The organism is Acidovorax sacchari, assembly GCF_042847045.1.
GTDB lineage: Bacteria > Pseudomonadota > Gammaproteobacteria > Burkholderiales > Burkholderiaceae_C > Paracidovorax > Paracidovorax sacchari.
In genome coordinates this window covers 3,532,572-3,553,573 of record NZ_AP035783.1, presented here as the reverse complement: position 1 = coordinate 3,553,573, position 21,002 = coordinate 3,532,572, and the positions used below count along the sequence as shown (strand labels likewise).

Genomic DNA, 21,002 nt, shown 5'->3' with positions numbered 1-21,002 from the left:
CGCTCCATCCGAATTTCGCCAACGCATTCACCGCATTCAATGCCTCGCCACAGAGACCGCCTCATGACCTCCGTACTCAGCCAATCACTGCTCGCCAAGCTGGCCCCTTTCTTCTCTGACGCAAAGACCGTCGGCTCCTACATCGGCGGCGAATACATCGCTGGCACCGGTGCACCGGTGACGCTGGTCGATCCTGCGACGGGCCAGGAATTCCTGCAGTACGCCGACGCCGGCGCCGAGCAGGTGGCCCAGGCCGCCCAGGCCGCCACGGCCGGCCAGAAGGATTGGGTCGCCCTCACGGCCGCCCAGCGCGGCCGCGTGATGTTCGAGATCGGCCGCACCGTGCGTGCCCACATCGAGCCGCTCGCTCAGCTGGAATCGCTGTCGGCCGGCAAGCCCATCCGCGACTGCCGCGGCGAAGTCGCCAAGGTGGCCGAGATGTTCGAGTACTACGCCGGCTGGACCGACAAGCTGCACGGCGAGGTCATCCCCGTGCCCAGCGGCCACCTGAACTACACCCGCCGCGAAGCCTTCGGCGTGATGCTGCTGATCACGCCCTGGAACGCGCCGGTGTTCACCTGTGGCTGGAACGTGGCTCCGGCCATCGCCGCCGGCAACGCGGTGCTGCTCAAGCCTTCCGAGCTGACCCCGCTGAGCTCGCTGGCCGTCGCCGTGCTGGCCGAGCAGGCTGGCCTGCCCAAGGGTGTCATCAACGTGCTGAGCGGCTTCGGCCACACCACGGGCCAGGCTGCCATTTCGCATCCGGCCGTCAAGAAGGTGGTGTTCGTGGGCTCGCCCGCCACGGGCGGCAAGATCGCCGCGGCCTGCGCCGCACGCGGCATTCCCTGCGTGCTGGAGCTGGGCGGCAAGTCGGCCAACATCGTGTTCGAGGATGCCGACCTGGCACGGGCCTGCGTGGGCGCGCAGTCGGCCATTTTCGCGGCCGCGGGGCAGAGCTGCGTGGCCGGCTCGCGCCTGCTGGTGCAGCGCAGCGTCTACGACCGCTTCGTCGCCATGCTCGCCGACGGCGCGCGGCGCCTGCGCACGGGCGAGCCGCTGTCGCCCGAGACCGAAGTGGGTCCGATCCAGAACGCCAAACAGTACGCGCACGTGCTGGGCATGATCCAGTCCGGCCTGCGCGAAGGCGCCGAGTTGGCCGAAGGCTGCGACGGGAAGCCGGCGGCGCAGGGCTACTTCGTGCGCCCGACGGTGCTCAAGAACGTGCGCAACGACATGGAGGTCGCCCGCACCGAAATCTTCGGCCCGGTGGTGGTCGCCATTCCGTTCGACACCGAAGAGGAGGCCATTGCCATCGCCAACGACAGCGACTTCGGCCTGGCCGGTGCCGTGTGGACGAACAACGTGGCGCGCGCCCACCGCGTGGCCGCGCAGGTCAAGGCCGGCACCTTCTGGATCAACACCTACAAGGTGATCAACGTGGCCTCGCCGTTCGGCGGCTTCGATGCCAGCGGCTATGGCCGCTCCAGCGGCATCGACGCGCTGCATGAGTACACGCAGGTCAAGAGCGTGTGGGTCGAGACCTCGGCCAGCCCGGCCGTGGCCTTCGGCTACGCCCCCGGCATCGGCGCCTGACGACGGGCCGTCGCGCCCCATTCCCCCTCACCAGCAACCACAGCACGACACCGGATAGGAGATACCCATGATCACTACCTTCGACGGCCCGTCCTCCTCTGCCGGCAGCCCTGCTGGCGCCGGACACGTGCGCCTGTTCGCCGCAGCCTTTCTGCTCGTCCTGGTCGCGGAGTTCATCGGCAACGTGAGCCTGCCGCTCGGTCCGGCCAAGGTGGTGCTGCTGCCGCTGCTGTGGGCGCTGCTGCTGGGGGCGGCCTGGGGGCTGGCGAGCCCCCGGCTGCCGGGCGGCCTGGCCATCGCCGTGCCCCTGCAGCGCACGGCCTCTTCCATCCTGCAGCCCGCGCTGCTGCTGTTCATCGCCAAGCTCGGCCTGCTCGTGGGGGGCTCGCTGCCCAAGCTGGCGGCGGCTGGGCTCGGCCTGGTGTTCCAGGAGTTCGGCCACTTCTTCGGCACGGCCCTCTTCGGCCTGCCCGTGGCGCTGCTGCTGGGCATCAAGCGCCAGGCCATCGGCGCGACCTTCTCGGTCGGCCGGGAGCCCAGCCTGGCGATCATCGGCGAGCGCTACGGCATGCAGTCGCCCGAAGGCCAGGGCGTGCTGGCCGAGTACCTGACCGGCACCGTGTTCGGCGCCGTGTTCATTGCCGTGCTGGCCGGCTTCATGGCCAGCCTGAACATCTTCAATCCGCTGGCCCTCGCCATGGGCGCAGGCGTGGGTTCGGGCAGCATGATGGCCGCCGCATCGGGCGCCATCGCGGCCCAGCAGACCTCCCCGGAAATGGCCAGGGACGTGGCCACCTTCGCCGCGGCCAGCAATCTCATCACGACCACCATCGGCACCTACTTCACGCTGTTCCTGTCGCTGCCGTTCACTATCTGGGCCTACAAGGTGCTCGAGCCCATCCTGGGCCGCACCACCCGTGCCAGCATCACCGAGGTCTCCGTGGATACCACCCAGGCGCTGCACGCAGCGCCTCGCATGAGCTTCGGCATGCAGGTGCTGACCTGGGTGCTGGTGGGCGCCTTCGCCCTGCTCGGCAACTGGATCACCTACAAGACCTCTCCGTTCGATCCGGTGGTGCTGGGCGGCATGGCGGTCATCGTCGGCGCCGTGCTGGCTGGCCAGGTGCTCTACCGGCTCACAGGCGCAAAGATTCCGGCCGTGATCTGGGTGTCGCTCGCCGGCATGCTGCTGACCTTCCCGCAGTTTCCGTTCGCCGCGCAGGTGGCAGCGATGACCGGCAAGATCAATTTCCTCGCGCTGGCCACGCCCATCCTGGCCTTTGCGGGCCTGTCGATCGCCAAGGACGTTCCGGCCTTCCGCCGGCTGGGCTGGCGCATCGTCGTCGTCTCGTTCGCGGCCAATGCGGGCACCTTCATCGGCGCCACGCTGGTGGCCCAGTTCTTCATGCACAAGCCCATCGTCTGACGGCACCATACCGCGATACAAGCCGAGACCCTGGACGCCATGGGCATCGACGTGCACCGCGGCCTGGGCCGGACCGGCGTGGTGGGCACGCTCTCGACGGCGCCGGGTCCGGCTATCGCGCTGCGCGCCGACATGGACGCCATGCCGCTGGAGGAACTCAACACCTTCGGCAACTGCTCGCGCCACACCGGCACCATGCACGCGTGAGGGCACGACGGCCAAACGGCCATGCTGTTGGGCGCGGCCCGCCACCTGGCGGCGCAGCGCAACTTCCAGGGCACCGTGCATTTCGTGTTCCAACCGGCGGAAGAGGGCGAGGCTGCGGCCGCGCCATGGTGCAGACGGCCTCTTCGAGCGCTTCCCGTGCGCTGCTTCTCGCCTCAGGTGCAGGACCGCGTGGAAGCGGCGCTGCACACCATGTGCCGCGCGACGGCCGAAGCCCACCATCAGCACCGATCGCGAAACCGACGTGGCCATTTCCGCAGTCCGGGCGGTGGCCGGTGCCGGCCGCGTGCAATTCGACTGCCAGCCGTCGATGGCTTCGGAAGACTTCGCCTTCATGCTGCAAGCCAAGCCGGGGGCCTGCATTTGGCTCGGTGCGGACGGCGCGAACGCCTCGCCGCCGTTGCACAACCCGCACCGCGCGCGAGGTAGGCTATGCGCGGTGGACAAGGTCGTGGTCGTGGCCTCTACCGGTCGTTCCGCCAGCGGTTTCCCGGCCCCTCTGTCCGGGGCGCCTCGCGCTGCGGATCAAGAAATGAACCGCCCGTCCTTGCCCAGCATGGAAATGTCGGTGAAGGAGGTTCCCAATCGTTTGCCGTTCGTGTAGTCCAGCTTGAAGTTCTTGTACTGGAACGGCGCGTCCTGCAGCGCATCGTCTATGGAGGCGGAAGTGAGGCTGCCACGGATGCGGGCGAGGGCATCCGAGAACATCTGGCCCAGCAGGAAGCCCTGGTAGGTGAGGTAGTTCCTGGGGACCGACGCGGTTTTCAGTGCCTCCCCGTATTCAGGCTGCAGGGGGTTGATTGCCGAGAAGGGGTTCGGGACCACCTGGGAGACCACCAGCCCGGACGAGTCGGTGCGTGCGGACTCGATCAACCCCGGCGTGGCGCCTTGCGAGAGCAGGTAGATCGAGCCCGGATAGATGTGGGCCTGGTGCAGTTTCTCCAGCAGCGTCTTCACGCCCGCACCCGCATAGACCAGCACCGCGAAGCTGGCTTTCGAGGCGACATAGGCCTGTACCACAGCGTCCGCGTTCGAGCCGTCGGGGGCCGCCGCGATCGATCCCCTGAACTCCAGATTGTTGTCCGCCGCCGAGGCCTTGGCGCTCTCCACCCAGAAGCTGCCAGCGGGCACATCGGTGTGCACCATGAACACGCTCTTGTGCGAGATGGTGGCGCCGTGGCGCACCATGTTTTTCACCTCTTCCCCGTAGCTCGCGCAGGAGAAGAAAGTGTATTGCTGCTTGACCTTGCGCAGGTTGTCGTCCCCTGTGAGGGCAAATAGCGGGATCTTCCTGTCCTCGCAATAGGGCATCACCGCCCGGGCCACGCCGGTGCCGGTCACGCCGATGAGGGCGGTGACGTTCTGCTGCTCGACCAGGGCCTTCGCGTTCTGCGCGGCGAGATTGCCGTCCAGCTTGTCGTCCAGGGTGATGAGTTCGATCTTACGTTGGGGCGTACGCTGGTTGTGGCTGGCGAAGGCGGCCTTGATCCCGGCGGTGTACATGGTGCCCATTTCGCCAAAGCTGCCGGACAGAGCCACTGTCTGCCCGACCCGGACAGTGTCGGCGGCGTGCGCGGCGCGGCCGAGCAGCGGGAGTTGGGCAAGTGCTGCGGATTGAAGGAGCCGGCGACGGTTGAACGGCATGTCTGGAACCCCTTGCATCGATGTACGCGACGGGACGAAAACAATCAATCGGATACCGCGGGCCTCGCGCCGGCCATCCTTGCCGGAAAGCGCGCCCGACTGACGCCCGGCCACCTGAATCGGGAGGGCCTGTGCGCCGGGGTGCCATTCGCTGCCAGTCCTGCGCGATGCAAAACGCGCCGCGGGGAATGCCGGTAACTCATGAATAAATGCTCAATATGGTTAAGCCTACCAGTGCACCTCTTGAGTTGCAACCTATTGTTGCAAATGTGATACCGCGTTATTCGACAGTCTTTGCGTCCGCCGAGCGATGTGGCCTCAGGCCACGCGATGGCTACCGCGTCGCCGCCACTTCCCGTCCGAGCTCGATCACCGCCATCGCGTAGTAGCTCGACCAGTTGTAGCGCGTGACCACGTAGAAATTGCGCGTGCCCGCCACGTACGCGGCCGGGGCGCTGCCATTCTGCAATTCGATCAGCGCCAGCGGCCCGGCGGCGTCGGGCTGGATGGAGGCGCCTTCCGCCGGCAGGGGACGGGCGCCGTGCTCCTGCATCCCGGCGGCGGTGAAGCTGGGCAGGATGTCGGGCGCGAGCAGTTCGGGCAGGCGCAGGCTGCCTTCGTCGAAGGCCACGGCGTAATGCGTGGGCAACCCGCTCACCCAGCCGTGGGCCTGGAAGTAGTTGGCGACCGAACCGATCGCATCGGCCGGGCTGTTGAACAGGTCGATGCGGCCATCGCCGTCGAAATCCACCGCCCAGCGCGCCCAGCTGGTGGGCATGAACTGGCCCATGCCCATGGCGCCCGCGTAGCTGCCGCGCAGGGTGAAGGGATCGGTGCCGGTGCGGTCGGCCAGTGTCAGGAACTGTTCCAGTTCGCCCCGGAAGAAGGCCTGCCGCTCCGTGGCGCGCGGGTGCGCGGCTGGAAAGTCGAAGGCCAGCGTGGCGAGTGCGTCCATCACGCGGAAGCCGCCCATGTGCTGCCCGTAGAGCGTCTCCACGCCCAGGATGCCGACGATGATCGCGGCGGGCACGCCGTATTCGCGCTCGGCGCGCGCGAGCGTGTCGGCCTGCTCGTTCCAGAAGCGCACGCCCGCGCGGATGCGCACGGGCTCCACGAACCGGGCGCGGTAGGCGGTCCAGTTCTTGGCGGTGCCCCGGGGGGCCGGCAGCATGAGGCGCGGCACCTGCGGCAGGAACCGGGCCTGCCCGATGGCCTGCCGCACCCATTCGCGGTCCAGGCCGCGGCGCTCGGCCAGGTCGTCGGCAAAGCGCAGGGCCTCGGGCCGCTGCGCGTAGAGAACTTCCGGCGCGGCCTGCTTCTCCTTCTTCCTGGCGGGCTTCTGGGCCAGGGCAGCCGGCGGCAGGAGCAGGGTGGCGGCGCAGGCAAGGACGAGGAGGGCGGTGGAGCGGGCGAAGGGCATCGCGAAAGGCATGGGATCGAAGACCGGAAAAAAGGCGGCGGGCCGGGCGCGGGATCAGTGGCGTGCCGAAGGGGTATCGGAGGAGGGCCAGCGCAGGCCGCGCAGTTCCCGCCGCAGGCCCGCCAGCGTGGCATCGGAGTGGCGAGCGTAACGTGCCTGGTCCATGCGCAGCAGCCAGCCCGCAGCCGGTTCGGCGGACTTCCCGAAACGGTCGCGCGCCTGCTGCGCCATGGCGCGCGGCGGCAGGTGGCCGGGCAGGGGCAGGCCGGCGCGCGCGAGCCGGCGGCGCGCCCGGTCCAGCAAGCGCAGCCAGGGGTCCTGCCTGCGGCGCTCCCACAGGTTCCAGCCGACGCCGGCCAGCGCCGCGGCCGCGGCCAGTGCACCGAGCACGCGGGCCAGGTCCTGCGCATCGGGCGACGCGATGCCCAGGGCCTTGAGCAGGTCCAGCTGCTGGCTCTGCGTGTAGTTGAGCACCCACTGGTTCCAGCGGTTGTTGACGGCCTCCCAGACGGCGCGCGCGCGGGCGGCGATGCCGCGGCCGATGACGGTATCCACCGCCGTGCCGAACACGCCGCGCGGCGCCTGCAGGCGCTGGAAGTTGCCGATGCGGGCCGGCGAGACGGCCCCGGTCGGGTCCACGCGCACCCAGCCGCGGCCTGCGAGCCAGACTTCGGTCCAGGCATGGGCGTCCGCCTGGCGCACCGTCCAGTAGCCATCCACGCCGTTCACCTCGCCGCCCTGGTAGCCGGTAACGATCCGTGCCGGGATGCCGGCCGCGCGCAGCAGCACCGCGAAGGCGGAAGCGATGTGCTCGCAAAAGCCCGCCTTCTGGTCGAACCAGAAGGCATCTGCGGTGTGTTCGGCATAGACGCCCGGCTCCAGCGTGTAGCTGTAGCCGCCCGTGCGTAGCCGCTCCAGCGCGGCCTGCACGAAAGCCGGAGCGCCGCCCGCGGCGACCGCCGGCTCCGCCAGCATCTGCCGGGCGAGGTCGCGCGTGCGCGGATCGAAACCTTCGGGCAGCTCCAGGTACGGACGCAGCCGCGGAGAGTCCTCCATCGGGCCGTGCGTGAAGCGCGGGTAGCTGGCGGCGCGGTAGCGCAGCACCTCGTTGATGGGGCGGTTCGCGACCCAGGAGAGTTCGGGCGCCATCGACGCGCGCAGGCCCGGCGGCAGCACGGGTGACTCGGGCGCGGCATCGAGCGTGAGCAGCCATGGCACGCGCAGCGCTTCCAGCGTGATTTCGTAGCGCAGGGGCTCGCCCTCCACCTGCAGCGCCGGGGGAGCGGGCGGGCGCCAGGCGGCCGCCGGAGCGCCCGGTTGCCCGAAGGCGAACCATTCGCGCCCATCGAAGGCCGAGAACACCGGCCCCCGGAAATACAGCGCGCTCTGCGGCGGCGGCTCGCCGCCCGGCGTGTCGAAGCGCACGCGCAGTGCGATGCCGTCGTCGAGCGCGAGCGAGGCCACGTTGCCGATCTCCATGCGGCCCGACAGCCCGCTGCGGCCCGTCGGGTTCTCGCTGGGCATGCCCCAGAGCGGCGCCATGCGCGGGAACAGCAGGAACAGCGCGAGCATGACGGGTGCCCCCAGCAGTGCCATGCGCCCCGCCAGCCGCAACGGCACGGTCAGCGGTGGCCGGCCCACCGGCATGTGGGCATTGACCAGGGCGGTCAGCAGGCCCAGCAGCGCGACCAGCATCGCGGCGGCCGTGGCGAGCGACTGCGAGAAGAAGAAGTTGCTGAGCATCGTGAAGAAGCCCAGGAAGAACAGCACCATGGCGTCGCGCCGCGCGTGCACTTCCATGGTCTTGAGCGCGAGCAGCATCACGATGAGCGTGACGCCCGCGTCGCGGCCGACGATGGTGCCGTGCGACACCACCGTGAGCGCGACCGATGCGGCCAGCAGCACGCCCAACTGCCAGCGGCCCGGCTGCGGGCGGCCGCGCAGCGCCAGCATGCCCCGCCAGACCAGCACGGCGGCTGCGAGCGCCGTGGTCCACGCGGGCAGGTAGGGCGCCAGCGGCAGCACCACCCAGCCCACCGTGGCGAGCAGGAACAGCGTGTCGCGCGTCTCGCGCGGCAGGTTCGCGAACGTCCGGCGCAGCGCGGTCATGCGGCCGAGCCTTCCGGCAGGCGGCCGGGGCGAAGGGGAGGGCAGGTCGCGGTCAGCACAGCGCCAGCGCCTCCAGGCAGCGCCGTTCGTGGGCCGGGCCGCTGCCCTGGGCGATCTCGCCGGACGGCAGCCGCAGGCCGTAGTCCAGGCCTTGCCGCTCGGCCTGCAGCACCCAGGATGCAAGGCGGGAGATGCGGGCTTCGGGATCGGTGAGGCTGGTGAGCGCCAGGTCGAGCCACAGCTCCTGCCGCCGCGTCTGCTGCGCGTCGCGGCTCACGAGGTCGTCCGTGCCGGTGGCGATCGACCGCGCGGCCTTCTTCCAGACCACGAGCTTGAGCGGATCGCCCCGCCGGTAGGCGCGCACGCCGTCGAACTCGCCGATGCCCTGTGCTGGCGCGCTGCCCGCTCCGCCCGGGGCCGGCTCGCCCGCGGGAAGGGGCGGCGGCGGCAGCTCGGGGCGCGGATAGACCAGCACCTGCGCGGCCGGGCGCCAGAGCGTCCACACCCGGAAAGTGCCGAGCGGGAAGCGCGTCTCGGCCGTGAGCAGCGGCACATCGTGCAGGCCCCTGCGCTGCGGCTGGAAGGCCACCTGCACGCTGGCCGTGCCCTGGGCGGGCACGTCCGTCCACGCCCAGTGCGGCGCACCGCCGGCATGCACCGCCAGCGCGATGCCGTGGCGCGGCGACTTGCGCGTGCTCGACAGCTGGATCTCGAACACCGCGCTCTGCCCCAGGAAGCACGGCTCCGGCGGCAGCAGGTGCAGCGTCAGCCCGCGCAGCGTGGCATGGCACACGTGCATGCCCGCCACCGCGCTGCCCGCCAGCAGGAAAGTGAGCAGGTAGCCCAGGTTGAGCTGGAAATTGATCGACGCCACCAGCAGCACCAGCAGCGTGAGCGCCAGCATCCACCCCGCGCCCGTCGGCAGGATGTACACGTTGCGCTGCGTGAGCAGCGTGGTGTCCGTGCGCGGCAGCCGCGCCTGCCACCAGCGCTGCAGCCGCCCGCGGAGCGCGGTGACAGGGTTTCGCGGCGATACCGTACGTGGTAGGGCATCGCCCGCAGCGGATGTCATGCCTGTACCTCCGACGATGCGCTATGCCCATGACACGTTTGACACGCTATGTGCGCGCCGCTTGAAAGCCGCGCGGCCTTCTCCCGTCGAGTGGCCGCGGAGCAGGCCAAGCCAGCAGACGCCGTGGAACCGGCTTCGCCGGGCCACCGGCGTCGTCCCCCTGCCCGCCGCGCGCAGCGCGGCGAGAGCGGGGGGAAGCGGCGCAGCCGCTCAGGGGGGTGTCCCATCACTTCAGCGGTACGGCTTCCACCATCGCCACCACCTGCTCCGCCGCGCCCCTGCCGGCGTCGCCCACGGGCACGAGGCGGTGGGCGATGGTCTGCGGCAGCACGGCCTGCACGTCGTCCGGCGCCACGTAGTCGCGGCCGGCGATCAGGGCCTGGGCCTTGGCCGCGCGGATGAGCGCGATGCCCGCGCGCGGCGAGAGGCCCTGCAGGAACCATCGTCCGGAGCGCGTCGCGGCGATCAGGTCCTGTACGTAGTCGAGCAGCGGCTCGGCCGCATGCACCGCCAGCACCTGCTGCTGCAGCGATTCGAGTTCCCCGGGCGAGAGCAGCGGCAGCATGCCCTCCACCATGTCGCGGCGGTCACCGCCGGCCAGCAGCTGGCGTTCGGCCGCGCGGTCGGGGTAGCCGATGGAGATGCGCATGAGGAAACGGTCGAGCTGGCTCTCCGGCAGGGCGAAGGTGCCGAGCTGGTCGTGCGGGTTCTGCGTGGCGATCACGAAGAAGGGATGGGGCAGGGCGCGCGTCTCGCCCTCCACCGTGACCTGCTTCTCTTCCATGGCCTCCAGCAGCGCGCTCTGCGTCTTGGGGCTGGCGCGGTTGATCTCGTCGGCCAGCAGCACCTGGGCGAACACCGGGCCGGGATGGAACACGAACGACTCCCGGCCGCGCTCGTACACCGAGACACCCGTCAGGTCGCTGGGCATCAGGTCGGCCGTGAACTGCACCCGCGAGAACTGCAGCCCGAAGGTGCGCGCCAGCGCATGGGCGAGGGTGGTCTTGCCGACGCCCGGCACGTCCTCGATCAGCAGGTGTCCGCCGGCCAGCAGGCAGGCCACGCAGTCCTGGACCTGCGGCTTCTTGCCCACGATCACCGTGTTAAGCTGATCCAGAAGCGACCGGATCTTGTGCTGTGTGTTCATGAGACCCGAAGTTATCCGAAAAAAACCAGAGACAAGGGATTCATGGTGGGCGGCACAGGCTATTTCACGCACCGCGAATGCTGGAAGCACGAGATGGGACCGGGCCACCCGGAATGCCCGGGACGGCTGGATGCCATCGAGGACCGGCTGCTGGCCACCGGCGTAGCCGATGCGCTGGAGCGCTTCGAGGCGCCCGAGGCCTCGCTGGCCGACGTCGAGCTGGCGCACGACCGCATGCACGTGGCCGCGCTGCGCGGACTGTCCGACCGGCTCGCGGAAGAGATCCTGGCCGGCGGCCCCGCCCATGCCCAGGTCGATCCCGACACCTCCATCAACCCCCACACCTGGCCGGCCGCGCTGAGGGCCGCGGGCGCGGCCCTGGCCGCCACCGACGCCGTCATCGCAGGCGAGCTGGAGAACGCCTTCTGCTGCGTGCGCCCGCCCGGGCACCACGCCACGCGCAGCAAGGCCATGGGCTTCTGCTTCTTCAACAACGTCGCGATCGCGGCCCGGTACGCGCTCCAGCGGCACAAGCTGCAGCGCGTCGCGGTGGTGGACTTCGATGTACACCACGGCAACGGCACCGAGGACATCCTCGCGGGCGACCCGCGCGCGCTGATGGTCGGCATCTTCCAGCACCCGTTCTACCCGTTCAGCGGCGACAAGGATCCGGCGCCCAACATGCTCAACGTGCCCGTGGCCGCCTACACGCGCGGCATGGACATCCGCGAACTGATCGAGATGCTCTGGATCCCGCGGCTGGAGGCCTTCAAGCCCGAGATGATCTTCGTCTCCGCCGGCTTCGACGGCCACCGCGACGACGACATGGGCCAGCTCGGGCTCACCGAGCAGGACTACGCCTGGATCACGCAGCGCATCAAGGACATCGCCCGCCGCTACGCCAGGGGCCGCATCGTCTCCTGCCTGGAGGGCGGCTACGTGATGGATGCCCTCGCGCGCAGCGTCGAGGCGCACGTGCGCGTGCTCGCCGACCTCTGACAGCGGCCGGCCCGCAACCTCCCCATTGCCCGCCATGACCGAATCTTCCGCTTCCGCCCACCTGCTCCACACCGCGCGCGATGCCCGCGGCGTCGTCACCCTCACGCTGGCCGATCCCGCGCGCTTCAACGCGCTCGGCGACGGCATGCTCGCCGCGCTGCAGCAGGCGCTCGATGCCGTGGCGCAGGACGCGCAGGCCCGCGTGGTCGTGCTGGCTGCGCAGGGCAAGGCCTTCTGCGCGGGACATGACCTCAAGGACATGGCCGCGCACCCCGACGCCGCCTGGTACAAGCGCCTCTTCGCGCGGTGCAGCCGCATGATGGTGTCGATCCAGCGCCTGCCGGTGCCGGTGATCGCGCGTGTGCAGGGCATCGCCACCGCGGCGGGCTGCCAGCTGGTCGCGCAGTGCGACCTCGCGGTGGCGGCCGAAGGCGCGCGTTTCGCCACCAGCGGCATCCACTACGGCCTCTTCTGCTCCACGCCCAGCGTGCCTCTGGTGCGCAACGTGCCGGCCAAGCGCGCCATGGAGATGCTGCTCACCGGCGATTTCATCGACGCACGCACCGCGCTGGCCGAGGGCCTGGTCAACCGGGTGGTGCCGGCCGAGGCGCTGGATGCCGAGGTCGAATCGCTGGTGCGTTCCATCCTCGAAAAACCCCGCGCCGCCGTCGCCATGGGCAAGGCGCTTTTCTACCAGCAGCGCGAACTCGGCGTGGAGGCGGCCTACCAGCTCGCCGGCCAGGCCATGGCCACGAACATGGTGGACGAGGCCGCGCAGGAAGGTGCGCGCGCGTTCGTCGAAAAGCGCACGCCTGCGTGGAAGGCGGCCGGCGCCCCGCTGCCACCGCCTGCACGGACTTGACGGCGCCAGCCGCGGCGCACAGGCGTTACGCGCAGCGGCGGCAAGGTAAGCTCCCGGTCTGTCCTGCCGGGGCTCGCCGATGCGCCCCGGATTCGTTGTTCAACGATGTCCTCCGATTCCCGCCCATGGAAGCTCTCCACGCGCTGATCCGCGATTTCAGCCAATCGCGCTCCTGGCTGGAGGCGGCCGTGCTGGCCGCCTGCCTTGCCCTGGCTTACGGAGCGAGCCGCATCCTCGGCCGCCAGCAGCCGCCCGATTCGGTGTGGTTCGGCCGCCGCACGGTCGATGGCCTCATGTTCCCGCTGCTGGCACTGGCCCTGGTCTATGCCGCCCGGGTGGGCGTGGAGACGGTGCTGCTGCAGCCCGTGTTCCTGCTGCGCGTGGCGGTGCCGGTGCTCAGTTCGCTGGTGCTGATACGGTTCTTCGCGCGCATCCTCGCCAATGCGTTCCCGACGTCGGCGGCCATGCGGCTGGTGGAGCGCATCGTCTCGTGGCTGGCCTGGGGCGTGGCGGTGCTCTGGATCGTGGGCCTGCTGCCCGCGGTGCGCGCCGAACTGGCCGGCGTCGCCATCCACTTCGGCAAGTCGCAGGTCACGGCGCTCACGCTGATCGAGGGATCGCTGTCGGCCACCGTGGTGATGCTGCTGGCGCTGTGGCTCTCGTCCACCCTGGAGCGGCGCCTGCTGGACCGCACGATCGCGGACCTCTCCATGCGCAAGGTGGCTGCGAACGCCACGCGGGCAGGGCTGCTGCTGGTCGGCCTGCTGTTCGCGCTGTCGGCGGTGGGGGTGGACCTGACGGCGCTCTCGGTGCTGGGCGGCGCCGTCGGCGTGGGCCTGGGCTTCGGGTTGCAGAAGCTCGCCTCCAATTACGTGAGTGGCTTCGTGATCCTGCTGGAGCGCTCGCTGCGCATCGGCGACAACGTGCGTGTGGACGGCTTCGAGGGGCGCATCACCGACATCAAGACCCGCTACACCCTGATCCGCGCGGGCAACGGGCGCGAATCCATCGTGCCCAACGAAACGCTGATCACGCAGCGCGTGGAGAACCTCTCGGATGCCGACCGCAAGTTCAACATCACCACCAACATCACCGTGGGCTACGACAGCGACGTGGCGCGCGTGCAGGCCATCCTCTGCGGCGCCGCGGCCGCGCAGCCGCGCGTGCTGCCCGACCCGGCGCCGGTGGCCTACCTAGTGAACTTCGCACCCGACGGGCTGGAATTCAGCCTCAACTTCTGGGTCAGCGACCCTTCCGCCGGCACGGTCAATCTGCGCTCGGCGATCAACATCGCCATCCTCGAAGGCCTGCGCGCGGAGGGTATCGACATCCCTTATCCGCAGCGGGTGGTGCGCCTGCAGGCCGACGGGCCGCCGCTCGCCGGGCCCCTGCACGTGGCGCATGTCGCGCAAGCGTCCGCGCCACCGCCCACGGCGTGACCGGACGCCGCTATACTCCTGCAAAAAGCACGATCGTTCTTTTTTGTGCGAAGCGGTCGCCGGGGCGCTCTCCCGGCCGGCGCTCGCCGTTCCGGCCAGGACCGGCGCATAGAATGGACCGGTTTACGTTACGTCAATCAATCAACCCGTTTTAGGAGCCGCAGCAATGAAGGTCTTGGTCCCCGTCAAGCGCGTGGTGGACTACAACGTGAAGGTCCGCGTGAAGTCGGACAACACGGGTGTGGACATCGCGAACGTGAAGATGAGCATGAATCCGTTCGACGAGATCGCGGTGGAAGAGGCCGTTCGGCTGAAGGAAAAGGGCGTGGCCACGGAGGTGATCGCGGTGTCCTGCGGCGTGGCGCAATGCCAGGAGACGCTGCGCACGGCGATGGCGATCGGCGCGGACCGCGCGATCCTGGTGGAGACTTCGGAAGAGTTGCAGCCGCTGGCCGTGGCCAAGATCCTCAAGGCCCTGGTGGACAAGGAGCAGCCGCAGTTGGTCATCCTGGGCAAGCAGGCGATCGACGACGACTCGAACCAGACCGGCCAGATGCTGGCGGCCCTCGCGGACCTGCCGCAGGCGACGTTCGCCTCCAAGGTGGAAGTGAGCGGCGACAAGGTGAACGTGACGCGCGAGGTCGATGGCGGCCTGGAGACGCTGGCGCTCACGCTGCCGGCGATCGTCACCACCGACCTGCGGCTGAACGAGCCGCGCTACGTGACGCTGCCCAACATCATGAAGGCCAAGAAGAAGCAGCTGGACACCGTCAAGCCCGAGGACCTGGGCGTGGATGTGAAGCCGCGGCTCAAGACGCTGAAGGTGACGGAGCCGCCGAAGCGTGGCGCGGGCGTGAAGGTGCCGGACGTCGCCACGCTGGTGGACAAGCTCAAGAACGAAGCGAAGGTGATTTGACCCCCCTGAGCCGCTACGCGTCATCCCCCCGAGGGGACGACACCCTCGGTGCGGGGCGGCCCTTCCTCGGTGTCCCTCGCATCGGCCGCGCCAGAACTGAAAGCCGCGGGCGATACAGGTATTCCTGACATTCAAGAGAAAGACGACTGAAATGACCTCTCTCGTTATTGCAGAACACGACAACGCTTCGATCAAGCCCGCCACGCTCAACACCGTCACGGCCGCTGCGGCCTGCGGCGGTGACGTGCACGTGCTGGTGGCCGGCCAGGGCGCGGATGCCGCCGCCCAGGCGGCCGCGCAGATCGCGGGCGTCTCCAAGGTCATCCTGGCCGACGGCGAGAGCCTGAAGGACGGGCTGGCCGAGAACGTGGCCGCCCAGGTGCTGGCCATCGCGGGCAACTACAGCCACATCCTGTTCCCGGCGACGGCCGGCGGCAAGAACGTGGCGCCGCGGGTGGCGGCGAAGCTCGACGTCGCGCAGATCAGCGACATCACCAAGGTGGACAGCCCCGATACGTTCGAGCGCCCGATCTACGCGGGCAACGCGATCGCCACGGTGCAGAGCGCCGACGCAGTGAAGGTGATCACCGTGCGCACGACGGGCTTCGACGCCGCGGCGGCCACGGGCGGCTCGGCCGCGGTGGAGAAGGCCGATGCGGCCGCGGACAGCGGCAAGAGCCAGTTCGTGGGCCGCGAGGTCACCAAGAGCGACCGTCCCGAACTCACGGCGGCCAAGATCATCGTCTCGGGCGGCCGGGCGCTGGGCAGCGCGGAGAAGTTCAACGAGGTGATGACGCCGCTGGCGGACAAGCTGGGCGCGGCCATCGGCGCGAGCCGGGCGGCGGTGGATGCGGGCTACGCCCCGAACGACCTGCAGGTGGGGCAGACGGGCAAGATCGTGGCGCCGCAGCTCTACATCGCGGCGGGCATCTCGGGGGCGATCCAGCATCTGGCGGGCATGAAGGATTCCAAGGTGATCGTGGCGATCAACAAGGATGCCGAGGCACCGATCTTCAGCGTGGCCGACTACGGGCTGGAGGCGGACCTGTTCACCGCCGTGCCCGAACTCGTGAAGTCCCTCTGACCCTGGCGGCCCCGACGGAGCCGCAGGCTGCCGGCAGGGCCTCCACGAGGGCATCGCATGCGGTGCCCTTTTTTTTGCCCGGTCCGCCCGGTCCGCGGCCGTTTTCATCGATTCCGGAGACATTCCCATGAGCTACACCGCCCCCGTCAAGGACATGCTGTTCGCCATCGAGCACCTCGCGGGCATCGCGCAGGTTGCCGCGCTGCCGGGCTTCGAGGAGGCCGGCCTGGACACGGCGCAGGCGGTGCTGGAGGAATGCGCGCGCTTCAACGAAGGCGTGGTCGCGCCGCTCAACGTGGCGGGCGACCGCAATCCGTCGTCCTGGAAGGACGGCCAGGTGACGACCACGCCGGGCTTCAAGGACGCGTTCCGCCAGTTCGCCGAGGGCGGCTGGCAGGGCCTGCAGCATCCGGTGGACTTCGGCGGCCAGGGCCTGCCCAAGACCATCGGCGCGGCCTGCGCGGAGATGCTCAACAGCGCCAACATGAGCTTTGCGCTGTGCCCGCTGCTGACCGACGGTGCCATCGAGGCGCTGATCACCGCCGGCAGCGACGAACTCAAGACCACCTATCTGGAAAAGCTGGTGACGGGCGAGTGGACCGGCACCATGAACCTGACCGAGCCCCAGGCCGGCTCGGACCTGGCCCTGGTGCGCACGCGCGCCGAGCCGCAGGGCGATGGCAGCTACAAGGTCTTCGGCACGAAGATCTTCATCACCTATGGCGAGCACGACATGGCGGAGAACATCGTGCACCTGGTGCTGGCCCGCGTCGCGGGCGCGCCGGAGGGCGTCAAGGGCATCAGCCTGTTCGTGGTGCCGAAGTTCCTGGTGAACGCAGGCGGATCCCTGGGCGCGCGCAATGACGTGCAGTGCGTTTCCATCGAGCACAAGCTCGGCATCAAGGCCTCTCCGACGGCAGTGCTGCAGTTCGGCGACGCGGGCGGCGCGGTGGGCTACCTCGTCGGCGAGGAGAACCGCGGCCTGGAATACATGTTCATCATGATGAACGCGGCGCGCTACGCCGTGGGCCTGCAGGGCATCGCGGTGGCCGAGCGTGCCTACCAGCAGGCCGTGCAGTACGCGCGCGACCGCGTGCAGAGCCGCCCCGTGGACGGCAGCCTGCCGGGCAGCGCGCCCATCATCCACCACCCCGACGTGCGCCGCATGCTCATGACCATGCGCGCGCTCACCGAGGGATGCCGCGCCATGGCCAGCGTGGCGGCCGCGGCCTACGACGCAGCGCACCACCATCCCGACGCGGCGGTGCGCAAGGAGAACCAGGCGTTCTACGAATTCATGGTGCCGCTCGTGAAGGGCTACAGCACCGAGATGAGCCTGGAAGTGACCAGCCTGGGCGTGCAGGTGCACGGCGGCATGGGCTTCATCGAGGAAACGGGCGCAGCGCAGCACTACCGCGATGCGCGCATCCTGCCCATCTACGAAGGCACCACGGCCATCCAGGCCAACGACCTCGTGGGCCGCAAGACGGCGCGCGACGGCGCGGCCACGGCGCTCGGCGTCGCGGCACAGGCCCGCAGGACGGCCGACGAACTGCGCACGGCCGGCACGCCCGAAGCGCAGGCCGTGGCACGCCGCCTCGCCGAGGCCTGCGATGCCTTCGAGGAAGCGGCCCGTTTCATCGCAGCCAACGCCAAATCCGACCCCAACGCCGCCTTCGCGGGCAGCGTGCCCTACCTCATGCTGGGCGGCAACCTCGTCGCCGGCTGGCAGCTGGGCCGCGCGCTGCTCAAGGCCCGGTCGCTGCTCGCGGACGGGCAGGGCGACGCCGCCTTCCTGCAGGCCAAGGTGGCCACGGCGCGCTTCTATGCGGAACACATCCTGGTGCGCACGAAGGCGCAGCGCGACGCCATCGTCGAAGGCGCGGCCAGCGTGACCGCGCTCGCGCCGGAGGCCTTCTGAGCGGTCCCTCGCCACCACAGCAGCCACAGTCCTTCGCCGTCCACGACAACATCCGGAGACTTCCCCATGCGCAGCACCCTGCCGCCCGTGTTCCAGAAACTTTCGCTGCCGGTCATCGGCTCGCCGCTCTTCATCATCAGCAACCCGAAGCTGGTGATCGCGCAGTGCCAGGCCGGCATCGTCGGCTCCATGCCGGCGCTCAACGCCCGGCCCGCCGAACTGCTGGACGAATGGCTTGCCGAGATCACCGAAGCGCTCGCGGCCTGGGACCGCGCCCATCCGGAATCGCCCGCCGCGCCGTTCGCCATCAACCAGATCGTGCACAAGAGCAATGACCGGCTCGAGCACGACATGGAGGTCTGCGCCAAGTACAAGGTGCCTGTCGTCATCACCAGCCTGGGTGCGCGCGAGGATGTGAACCGGGCCGTGCATGGCTGGGGCGGCGTGGTGTTGCACGACATCATCAACAACAAGTTCGCCCACAAGGCCATCGAGAAGGGCGCCGACGGCCTGATCGCGGTGGCGGCGGGCGCGGGTGGCCATGCGGGCATCAAGAGCCCGTTCGCGCTCATCCAGGAAATCCGCCAGTGGTTCGAGGGGCCGCTGGCGCTGTCGGGTTCGATCGCCTCGGGCGGCGCCATCCTGGCCGCGCAGGCCATGGGCGCCGATTTCGCCTATATCGGCTCGGCGTTCATCGCCACGCACGAGGCGCGCGCGCAGGAGGCCTACAAGCAGGCCATCGTCGAGGGCACCTCGGACGACATCGTCTACAGCAACCTCTTCACGGGTGTGCATGGCAACTACCTCGCGCCCTCCATCCGTGCCGCGGGGCTCGATCCGGACCACCTGCCCGAATCGGACCCCAGCAAGATGAACTTCGGCGGCGACGCGAAGAAGGCCTGGAAGGACATCTGGGGCTGCGGACAGGGCATCGGCGCGATCACCGAAGTGACGGGGGCGGCCGAGCTGGTCGGGCGCCTGCGCCGCGAGTACGTCGCAGCCCGCGAACGCCTGGCGCTCTGAACGCGAGCGGCGCTTTCCGCGCACCGGGGCGGAAGCGGCAGCCCCCGGGCGCCGTGCTGGGGCAAAATACCGCCCCCACGGGCCCACACAACACCAAGAACCGCTCTTCGCACATCGCGCCGCCCTGCATGGGGGCGCCGCGGTGCGCGCGCCTTCCGCATGCCGTCCTCACCGTCCCGCAACACCCTGATCGATTCGATCAAGGGCATCGCCTGTGCCACGATCGTGGCGCACCACCTGGCCTTCTACGGGCCCATGTCCGATGTGGCCCAGCCGCTGATGCCGGGCCTCATCCCCTGGCTGAGCGACTATGGCCGCATGGCCGTGCAGGTCTTCCTGGTGCTGGGCGGCTACCTTGCGGCAGGGCGCCTTGCGGCGGCCGGAGGGCCACGCTGGAACGGCACTGCACCGGAGATCGGGCGGCGCTTCGTGCGCCTCGCGGTGCCGTATGCCGTGGCCCTGGTGCTCGCCGTGCTGGCTGCGGCGGCGGTGCGGCCCTGGCTGGACCACCCTTCCGTGCCGGCGGAGCCGAGCCTGCCGCAACTGCTGGCGAACGCGCTGATGCTCCAGGATGTCGTGGGCGAGGAGGCGCTGTCGGCGGGTGTCTGGTACGTGGCGATCGACTTCCAGCTCTTCGTGCTGTCGGCGCTGCTGCTGGCCGCCGCGCGCCGCGGCGCCCGCGTACTGCCGGCGCAGGCCCGCGGCGCCGCCCAGCCGGCGGCGCGGGTCGTCGTGGCCGCGGCCACGGCGCTGTCGCTCTGGGAGCTCAACCGCCATCCGTCACTCGATGCCTGGGCGGTGTACTTCTTCGGTGCCTATGGCCTGGGCATGATGGCGCGCTGGGCCGTGGCCGCGCCGCGCGGCAGCCGAGCCGCTGCCGCCTGGCTGGTGCTGATCGGCCTCTGGGGCGCGGTGGCGCTGGCACTGGACTTCCGGGAACGCATCGCGGTGGCGTGGTGCACGGCACTCGGGCTGGTGGTGGTGTTGCGCTGGCAGGAGCGCCGCGCGGCGCTGCCGCGAGCCGGCGTGCCGGCGGTGCATCGGGCGCAGTCCTCCTGGCGTGGTGGATGGGCACGGCTCGGCCGCATTTCCTATTCGGTATTCCTGGTGCACTTTCCCGTGTGCCTGCTGGTGAACGCCGCGGTCACCGTCGCCTGGCCCGAATCCGTCGCCCTCAACGCCCTGGGCATGGTGGCCGCGCTCGCGCTGTCCATCGCCGCAGGATGGCTGCTCTATGAGCGGGTGGAGCGGCAGGTGCCGTCGTGGACGGTGGCACTGCGCTGGCAGGCGGGCCTGGTGGGTGCCGGCCTGGTGGTGGCCCTGGCGGCAGGCCACCTGGGCTGAGAAGCCCCCGGGAAACGCAGTCGCCGTACCGCCGGCAGCGGACGCGGGCGCCATCCGGGCACGGACCAGCCGGTGTGGCCGGTCGTGCCAGGCGGTGGAGCTGGTCAGCGGGCCTGGCTCGCTGGCTGGGGTGGGGCGTCGATGAGCGGGCCATCGTCCAGCCCGCCCGGCAAGGGGCTGGTGGTTGCCGGCAGTGCGGCGGTGGACAGCACCGCCACCACCGGCAGGCCGTCTTCCATCGGCACGACGGCCAGCGCTGCGCGTTCGCGTGCGCCGCGGCGCCAGTCGATGAACCACGCCATGAACGGCAGCAGCAGCATCGAGCCCGGCACCGCCCAGATCAGCAGGTAGGGACTGACGGCCGAGGCCGAGCGCATCAGGCCGCGCAGGCGCTCCCGCTCCTCGGCGCTCCAGCGGCCCTGGCGCCGCTGCCGCAGCAACCACGCCACGGAGCCGCGCATGGTGGCCAGTTCCTGGCGGAAGCGGCCCTGCTCGCGCCGGTTGCCGGCCAGGAAGGCGCAGAACCATTCGGGGGTCCAGTCGCCGCGCAGCCAGCGCCGGGTGGCGGCGCAGCCGGTCTCGCGTGGCGCCGGGCGGGCACCCGCCGATGCGGATGCGGGCGGAGCGGACTCCGGCAGGGAGACCGGTGCCTCGGGAGCGGCGGATACGGCGGACGGCGGGTTCATGGGAAGAGAGGCGGCGAGCCAGGGCAGCGCGGAAAAAACCGGTGCGCAAAGGGGAGACCGGAACGTTTCCCCTACTGTGCCACGGAGCGAAA

The 21,002-nt window shown here is 70.0% G+C and carries 16 protein-coding genes and 2 pseudogenes; 12 read left to right on the top strand and 6 right to left on the bottom strand.

Annotation, left to right across the window (positions count from 1 at the left end; all coding sequences use genetic code 11):
* The first annotated feature begins 63 nt into the window (after nucleotides 1-63).
* The 4 genes and pseudogenes from ACGHC0_RS15855 to ACGHC0_RS15840 all read left to right on the top strand — a co-directional run.
* Nucleotides 64-1,593 carry an aldehyde dehydrogenase family protein gene (locus tag ACGHC0_RS15855; protein ID WP_415266098.1) on the top strand — a complete coding sequence of 510 codons (1,530 nt, stop codon included), beginning with the start codon at nucleotides 64-66 and terminating at the stop codon, nucleotides 1,591-1,593.
* A 67-nt stretch (nucleotides 1,594-1,660) separates the two neighbouring features.
* Nucleotides 1,661-3,019, top strand: coding sequence for a DUF3100 domain-containing protein (locus ACGHC0_RS15850; RefSeq protein WP_415266097.1), 1,359 nt, complete (start codon nucleotides 1,661-1,663; stop codon nucleotides 3,017-3,019).
* 21 nt (nucleotides 3,020-3,040) lie between these two features.
* Nucleotides 3,041-3,392, top strand: a pseudogene (locus tag ACGHC0_RS15845) (M20/M25/M40 family metallo-hydrolase); the annotation flags it as partial.
* Between the two features lie 66 nt (nucleotides 3,393-3,458).
* Nucleotides 3,459-3,848, top strand: a pseudogene (locus ACGHC0_RS15840) (M20/M25/M40 family metallo-hydrolase); the annotation flags it as partial.
* On the opposite strand, the gene ACGHC0_RS15835 reads toward ACGHC0_RS15840, so the two are convergent.
* The 5 genes from ACGHC0_RS15835 to ACGHC0_RS15815 all read right to left on the bottom strand — a co-directional run bounded on the left by ACGHC0_RS15835 (nucleotide 3,770) and on the right by ACGHC0_RS15815 (nucleotide 10,636).
* Complete coding sequence (locus tag ACGHC0_RS15835; protein ID WP_415266096.1) at nucleotides 3,770-4,888, bottom strand: ABC transporter substrate-binding protein; 1,119 nt, start codon at nucleotides 4,886-4,888, stop codon at nucleotides 3,770-3,772. The pseudogene ACGHC0_RS15840 and the gene ACGHC0_RS15835 sit on opposite strands and share 79 nt — an antisense overlap.
* A gap of 334 nt (nucleotides 4,889-5,222) precedes the next feature.
* The gene (mltB, locus tag ACGHC0_RS15830; RefSeq protein ID WP_415266095.1) at nucleotides 5,223-6,320 is read right to left on the bottom strand and encodes a lytic murein transglycosylase B; all 1,098 of its coding nucleotides are present in this window, start codon (nucleotides 6,318-6,320) and stop codon (nucleotides 5,223-5,225) included.
* 42 nt (nucleotides 6,321-6,362) lie between these two features.
* Nucleotides 6,363-8,417 (bottom strand): transglutaminaseTgpA domain-containing protein, encoded by a 2,055-nt coding sequence (locus ACGHC0_RS15825; protein WP_368351877.1) that lies wholly within the window; start codon nucleotides 8,415-8,417, stop codon nucleotides 6,363-6,365.
* A 52-nt stretch (nucleotides 8,418-8,469) separates the two neighbouring features.
* Nucleotides 8,470-9,489, bottom strand: coding sequence for a DUF58 domain-containing protein (locus ACGHC0_RS15820; protein ID WP_415266094.1), 1,020 nt, complete (start codon nucleotides 9,487-9,489; stop codon nucleotides 8,470-8,472).
* Nucleotides 9,490-9,715: 226 nt separating this feature from the next.
* Nucleotides 9,716-10,636: an AAA family ATPase gene (locus ACGHC0_RS15815; RefSeq protein ID WP_013595375.1), complete on the bottom strand. Its 921-nt coding sequence runs from the start codon at nucleotides 10,634-10,636 to the stop codon at nucleotides 9,716-9,718.
* A 42-nt stretch (nucleotides 10,637-10,678) separates the two neighbouring features.
* Here ACGHC0_RS15815 and ACGHC0_RS15810 point away from each other — a divergent pair, with 42 nt between their 5' ends.
* The 8 genes from ACGHC0_RS15810 (at nucleotide 10,679) to ACGHC0_RS15775 (ending at nucleotide 20,224) form a co-directional block, all read left to right on the top strand.
* On the top strand, nucleotides 10,679-11,635 hold the full coding sequence (locus tag ACGHC0_RS15810; protein ID WP_368351875.1) for a histone deacetylase family protein: 957 nt from the start codon (nucleotides 10,679-10,681) through the stop codon (nucleotides 11,633-11,635).
* A 34-nt stretch (nucleotides 11,636-11,669) separates the two neighbouring features.
* A complete protein-coding gene (locus tag ACGHC0_RS15805; protein ID WP_415266093.1) occupies nucleotides 11,670-12,497 on the top strand; it encodes an enoyl-CoA hydratase in 828 nt (275 codons plus the stop codon).
* 125 nt (nucleotides 12,498-12,622) lie between these two features.
* Complete coding sequence (locus ACGHC0_RS15800) at nucleotides 12,623-13,936, top strand: mechanosensitive ion channel family protein (protein ID WP_415266092.1); 1,314 nt, start codon at nucleotides 12,623-12,625, stop codon at nucleotides 13,934-13,936.
* Between the two features lie 166 nt (nucleotides 13,937-14,102).
* Nucleotides 14,103-14,852 carry an electron transfer flavoprotein subunit beta/FixA family protein gene (locus tag ACGHC0_RS15795; RefSeq protein WP_368351872.1) on the top strand — a complete coding sequence of 250 codons (750 nt, stop codon included), beginning with the start codon at nucleotides 14,103-14,105 and terminating at the stop codon, nucleotides 14,850-14,852.
* Nucleotides 14,853-15,003: 151 nt separating this feature from the next.
* Nucleotides 15,004-15,936, top strand: a complete 933-nt coding sequence (locus tag ACGHC0_RS15790) for an electron transfer flavoprotein subunit alpha/FixB family protein (RefSeq protein ID WP_415266091.1) — start codon at nucleotides 15,004-15,006, stop codon at nucleotides 15,934-15,936.
* Nucleotides 15,937-16,063: 127 nt separating this feature from the next.
* Nucleotides 16,064-17,857, top strand: a complete 1,794-nt coding sequence (locus tag ACGHC0_RS15785; RefSeq protein ID WP_415266090.1) for an acyl-CoA dehydrogenase — start codon at nucleotides 16,064-16,066, stop codon at nucleotides 17,855-17,857.
* Between the two features lie 66 nt (nucleotides 17,858-17,923).
* On the top strand, nucleotides 17,924-18,880 hold the full coding sequence (locus tag ACGHC0_RS15780) for an NAD(P)H-dependent flavin oxidoreductase (protein ID WP_415266089.1): 957 nt from the start codon (nucleotides 17,924-17,926) through the stop codon (nucleotides 18,878-18,880).
* A 159-nt stretch (nucleotides 18,881-19,039) separates the two neighbouring features.
* Nucleotides 19,040-20,224, top strand: coding sequence for an acyltransferase family protein (locus ACGHC0_RS15775; protein ID WP_368351868.1), 1,185 nt, complete (start codon nucleotides 19,040-19,042; stop codon nucleotides 20,222-20,224).
* Between the two features lie 104 nt (nucleotides 20,225-20,328).
* Here the strand turns inward: ACGHC0_RS15775 and ACGHC0_RS15770 are convergent, their stop codons facing one another.
* Nucleotides 20,329-20,910: a hypothetical protein gene (locus ACGHC0_RS15770; protein ID WP_415266088.1), complete on the bottom strand. Its 582-nt coding sequence runs from the start codon at nucleotides 20,908-20,910 to the stop codon at nucleotides 20,329-20,331.
* Nucleotides 20,911-21,002: the final 92 nt, after the last annotated feature.

Coding starts and splice junctions, on each gene's coding strand:
- ACGHC0_RS15855 (WP_415266098.1), top strand. CDS start 64: ATGACCTCCGTACTCAGCCAATCACTGCTCGCCAAGCTGGCCCCTTTC.
- ACGHC0_RS15850 (WP_415266097.1), top strand. CDS start 1,661: ATGATCACTACCTTCGACGGCCCGTCCTCCTCTGCCGGCAGCCCTGCT.
- ACGHC0_RS15835 (WP_415266096.1), bottom strand. CDS start 4,888: ATGCCGTTCAACCGTCGCCGGCTCCTTCAATCCGCAGCACTTGCCCAA.
- mltB (WP_415266095.1), bottom strand. CDS start 6,320: ATGCCTTTCGCGATGCCCTTCGCCCGCTCCACCGCCCTCCTCGTCCTT.
- ACGHC0_RS15825 (WP_368351877.1), bottom strand. CDS start 8,417: ATGACCGCGCTGCGCCGGACGTTCGCGAACCTGCCGCGCGAGACGCGC.
- ACGHC0_RS15820 (WP_415266094.1), bottom strand. CDS start 9,489: ATGACATCCGCTGCGGGCGATGCCCTACCACGTACGGTATCGCCGCGA.
- ACGHC0_RS15815 (WP_013595375.1), bottom strand. CDS start 10,636: ATGAACACACAGCACAAGATCCGGTCGCTTCTGGATCAGCTTAACACG.
- ACGHC0_RS15810 (WP_368351875.1), top strand. CDS start 10,679: ATGGTGGGCGGCACAGGCTATTTCACGCACCGCGAATGCTGGAAGCAC.
- ACGHC0_RS15805 (WP_415266093.1), top strand. CDS start 11,670: ATGACCGAATCTTCCGCTTCCGCCCACCTGCTCCACACCGCGCGCGAT.
- ACGHC0_RS15800 (WP_415266092.1), top strand. CDS start 12,623: ATGGAAGCTCTCCACGCGCTGATCCGCGATTTCAGCCAATCGCGCTCC.
- ACGHC0_RS15795 (WP_368351872.1), top strand. CDS start 14,103: ATGAAGGTCTTGGTCCCCGTCAAGCGCGTGGTGGACTACAACGTGAAG.
- ACGHC0_RS15790 (WP_415266091.1), top strand. CDS start 15,004: ATGACCTCTCTCGTTATTGCAGAACACGACAACGCTTCGATCAAGCCC.
- ACGHC0_RS15785 (WP_415266090.1), top strand. CDS start 16,064: ATGAGCTACACCGCCCCCGTCAAGGACATGCTGTTCGCCATCGAGCAC.
- ACGHC0_RS15780 (WP_415266089.1), top strand. CDS start 17,924: ATGCGCAGCACCCTGCCGCCCGTGTTCCAGAAACTTTCGCTGCCGGTC.
- ACGHC0_RS15775 (WP_368351868.1), top strand. CDS start 19,040: ATGCCGTCCTCACCGTCCCGCAACACCCTGATCGATTCGATCAAGGGC.
- ACGHC0_RS15770 (WP_415266088.1), bottom strand. CDS start 20,910: ATGAACCCGCCGTCCGCCGTATCCGCCGCTCCCGAGGCACCGGTCTCC.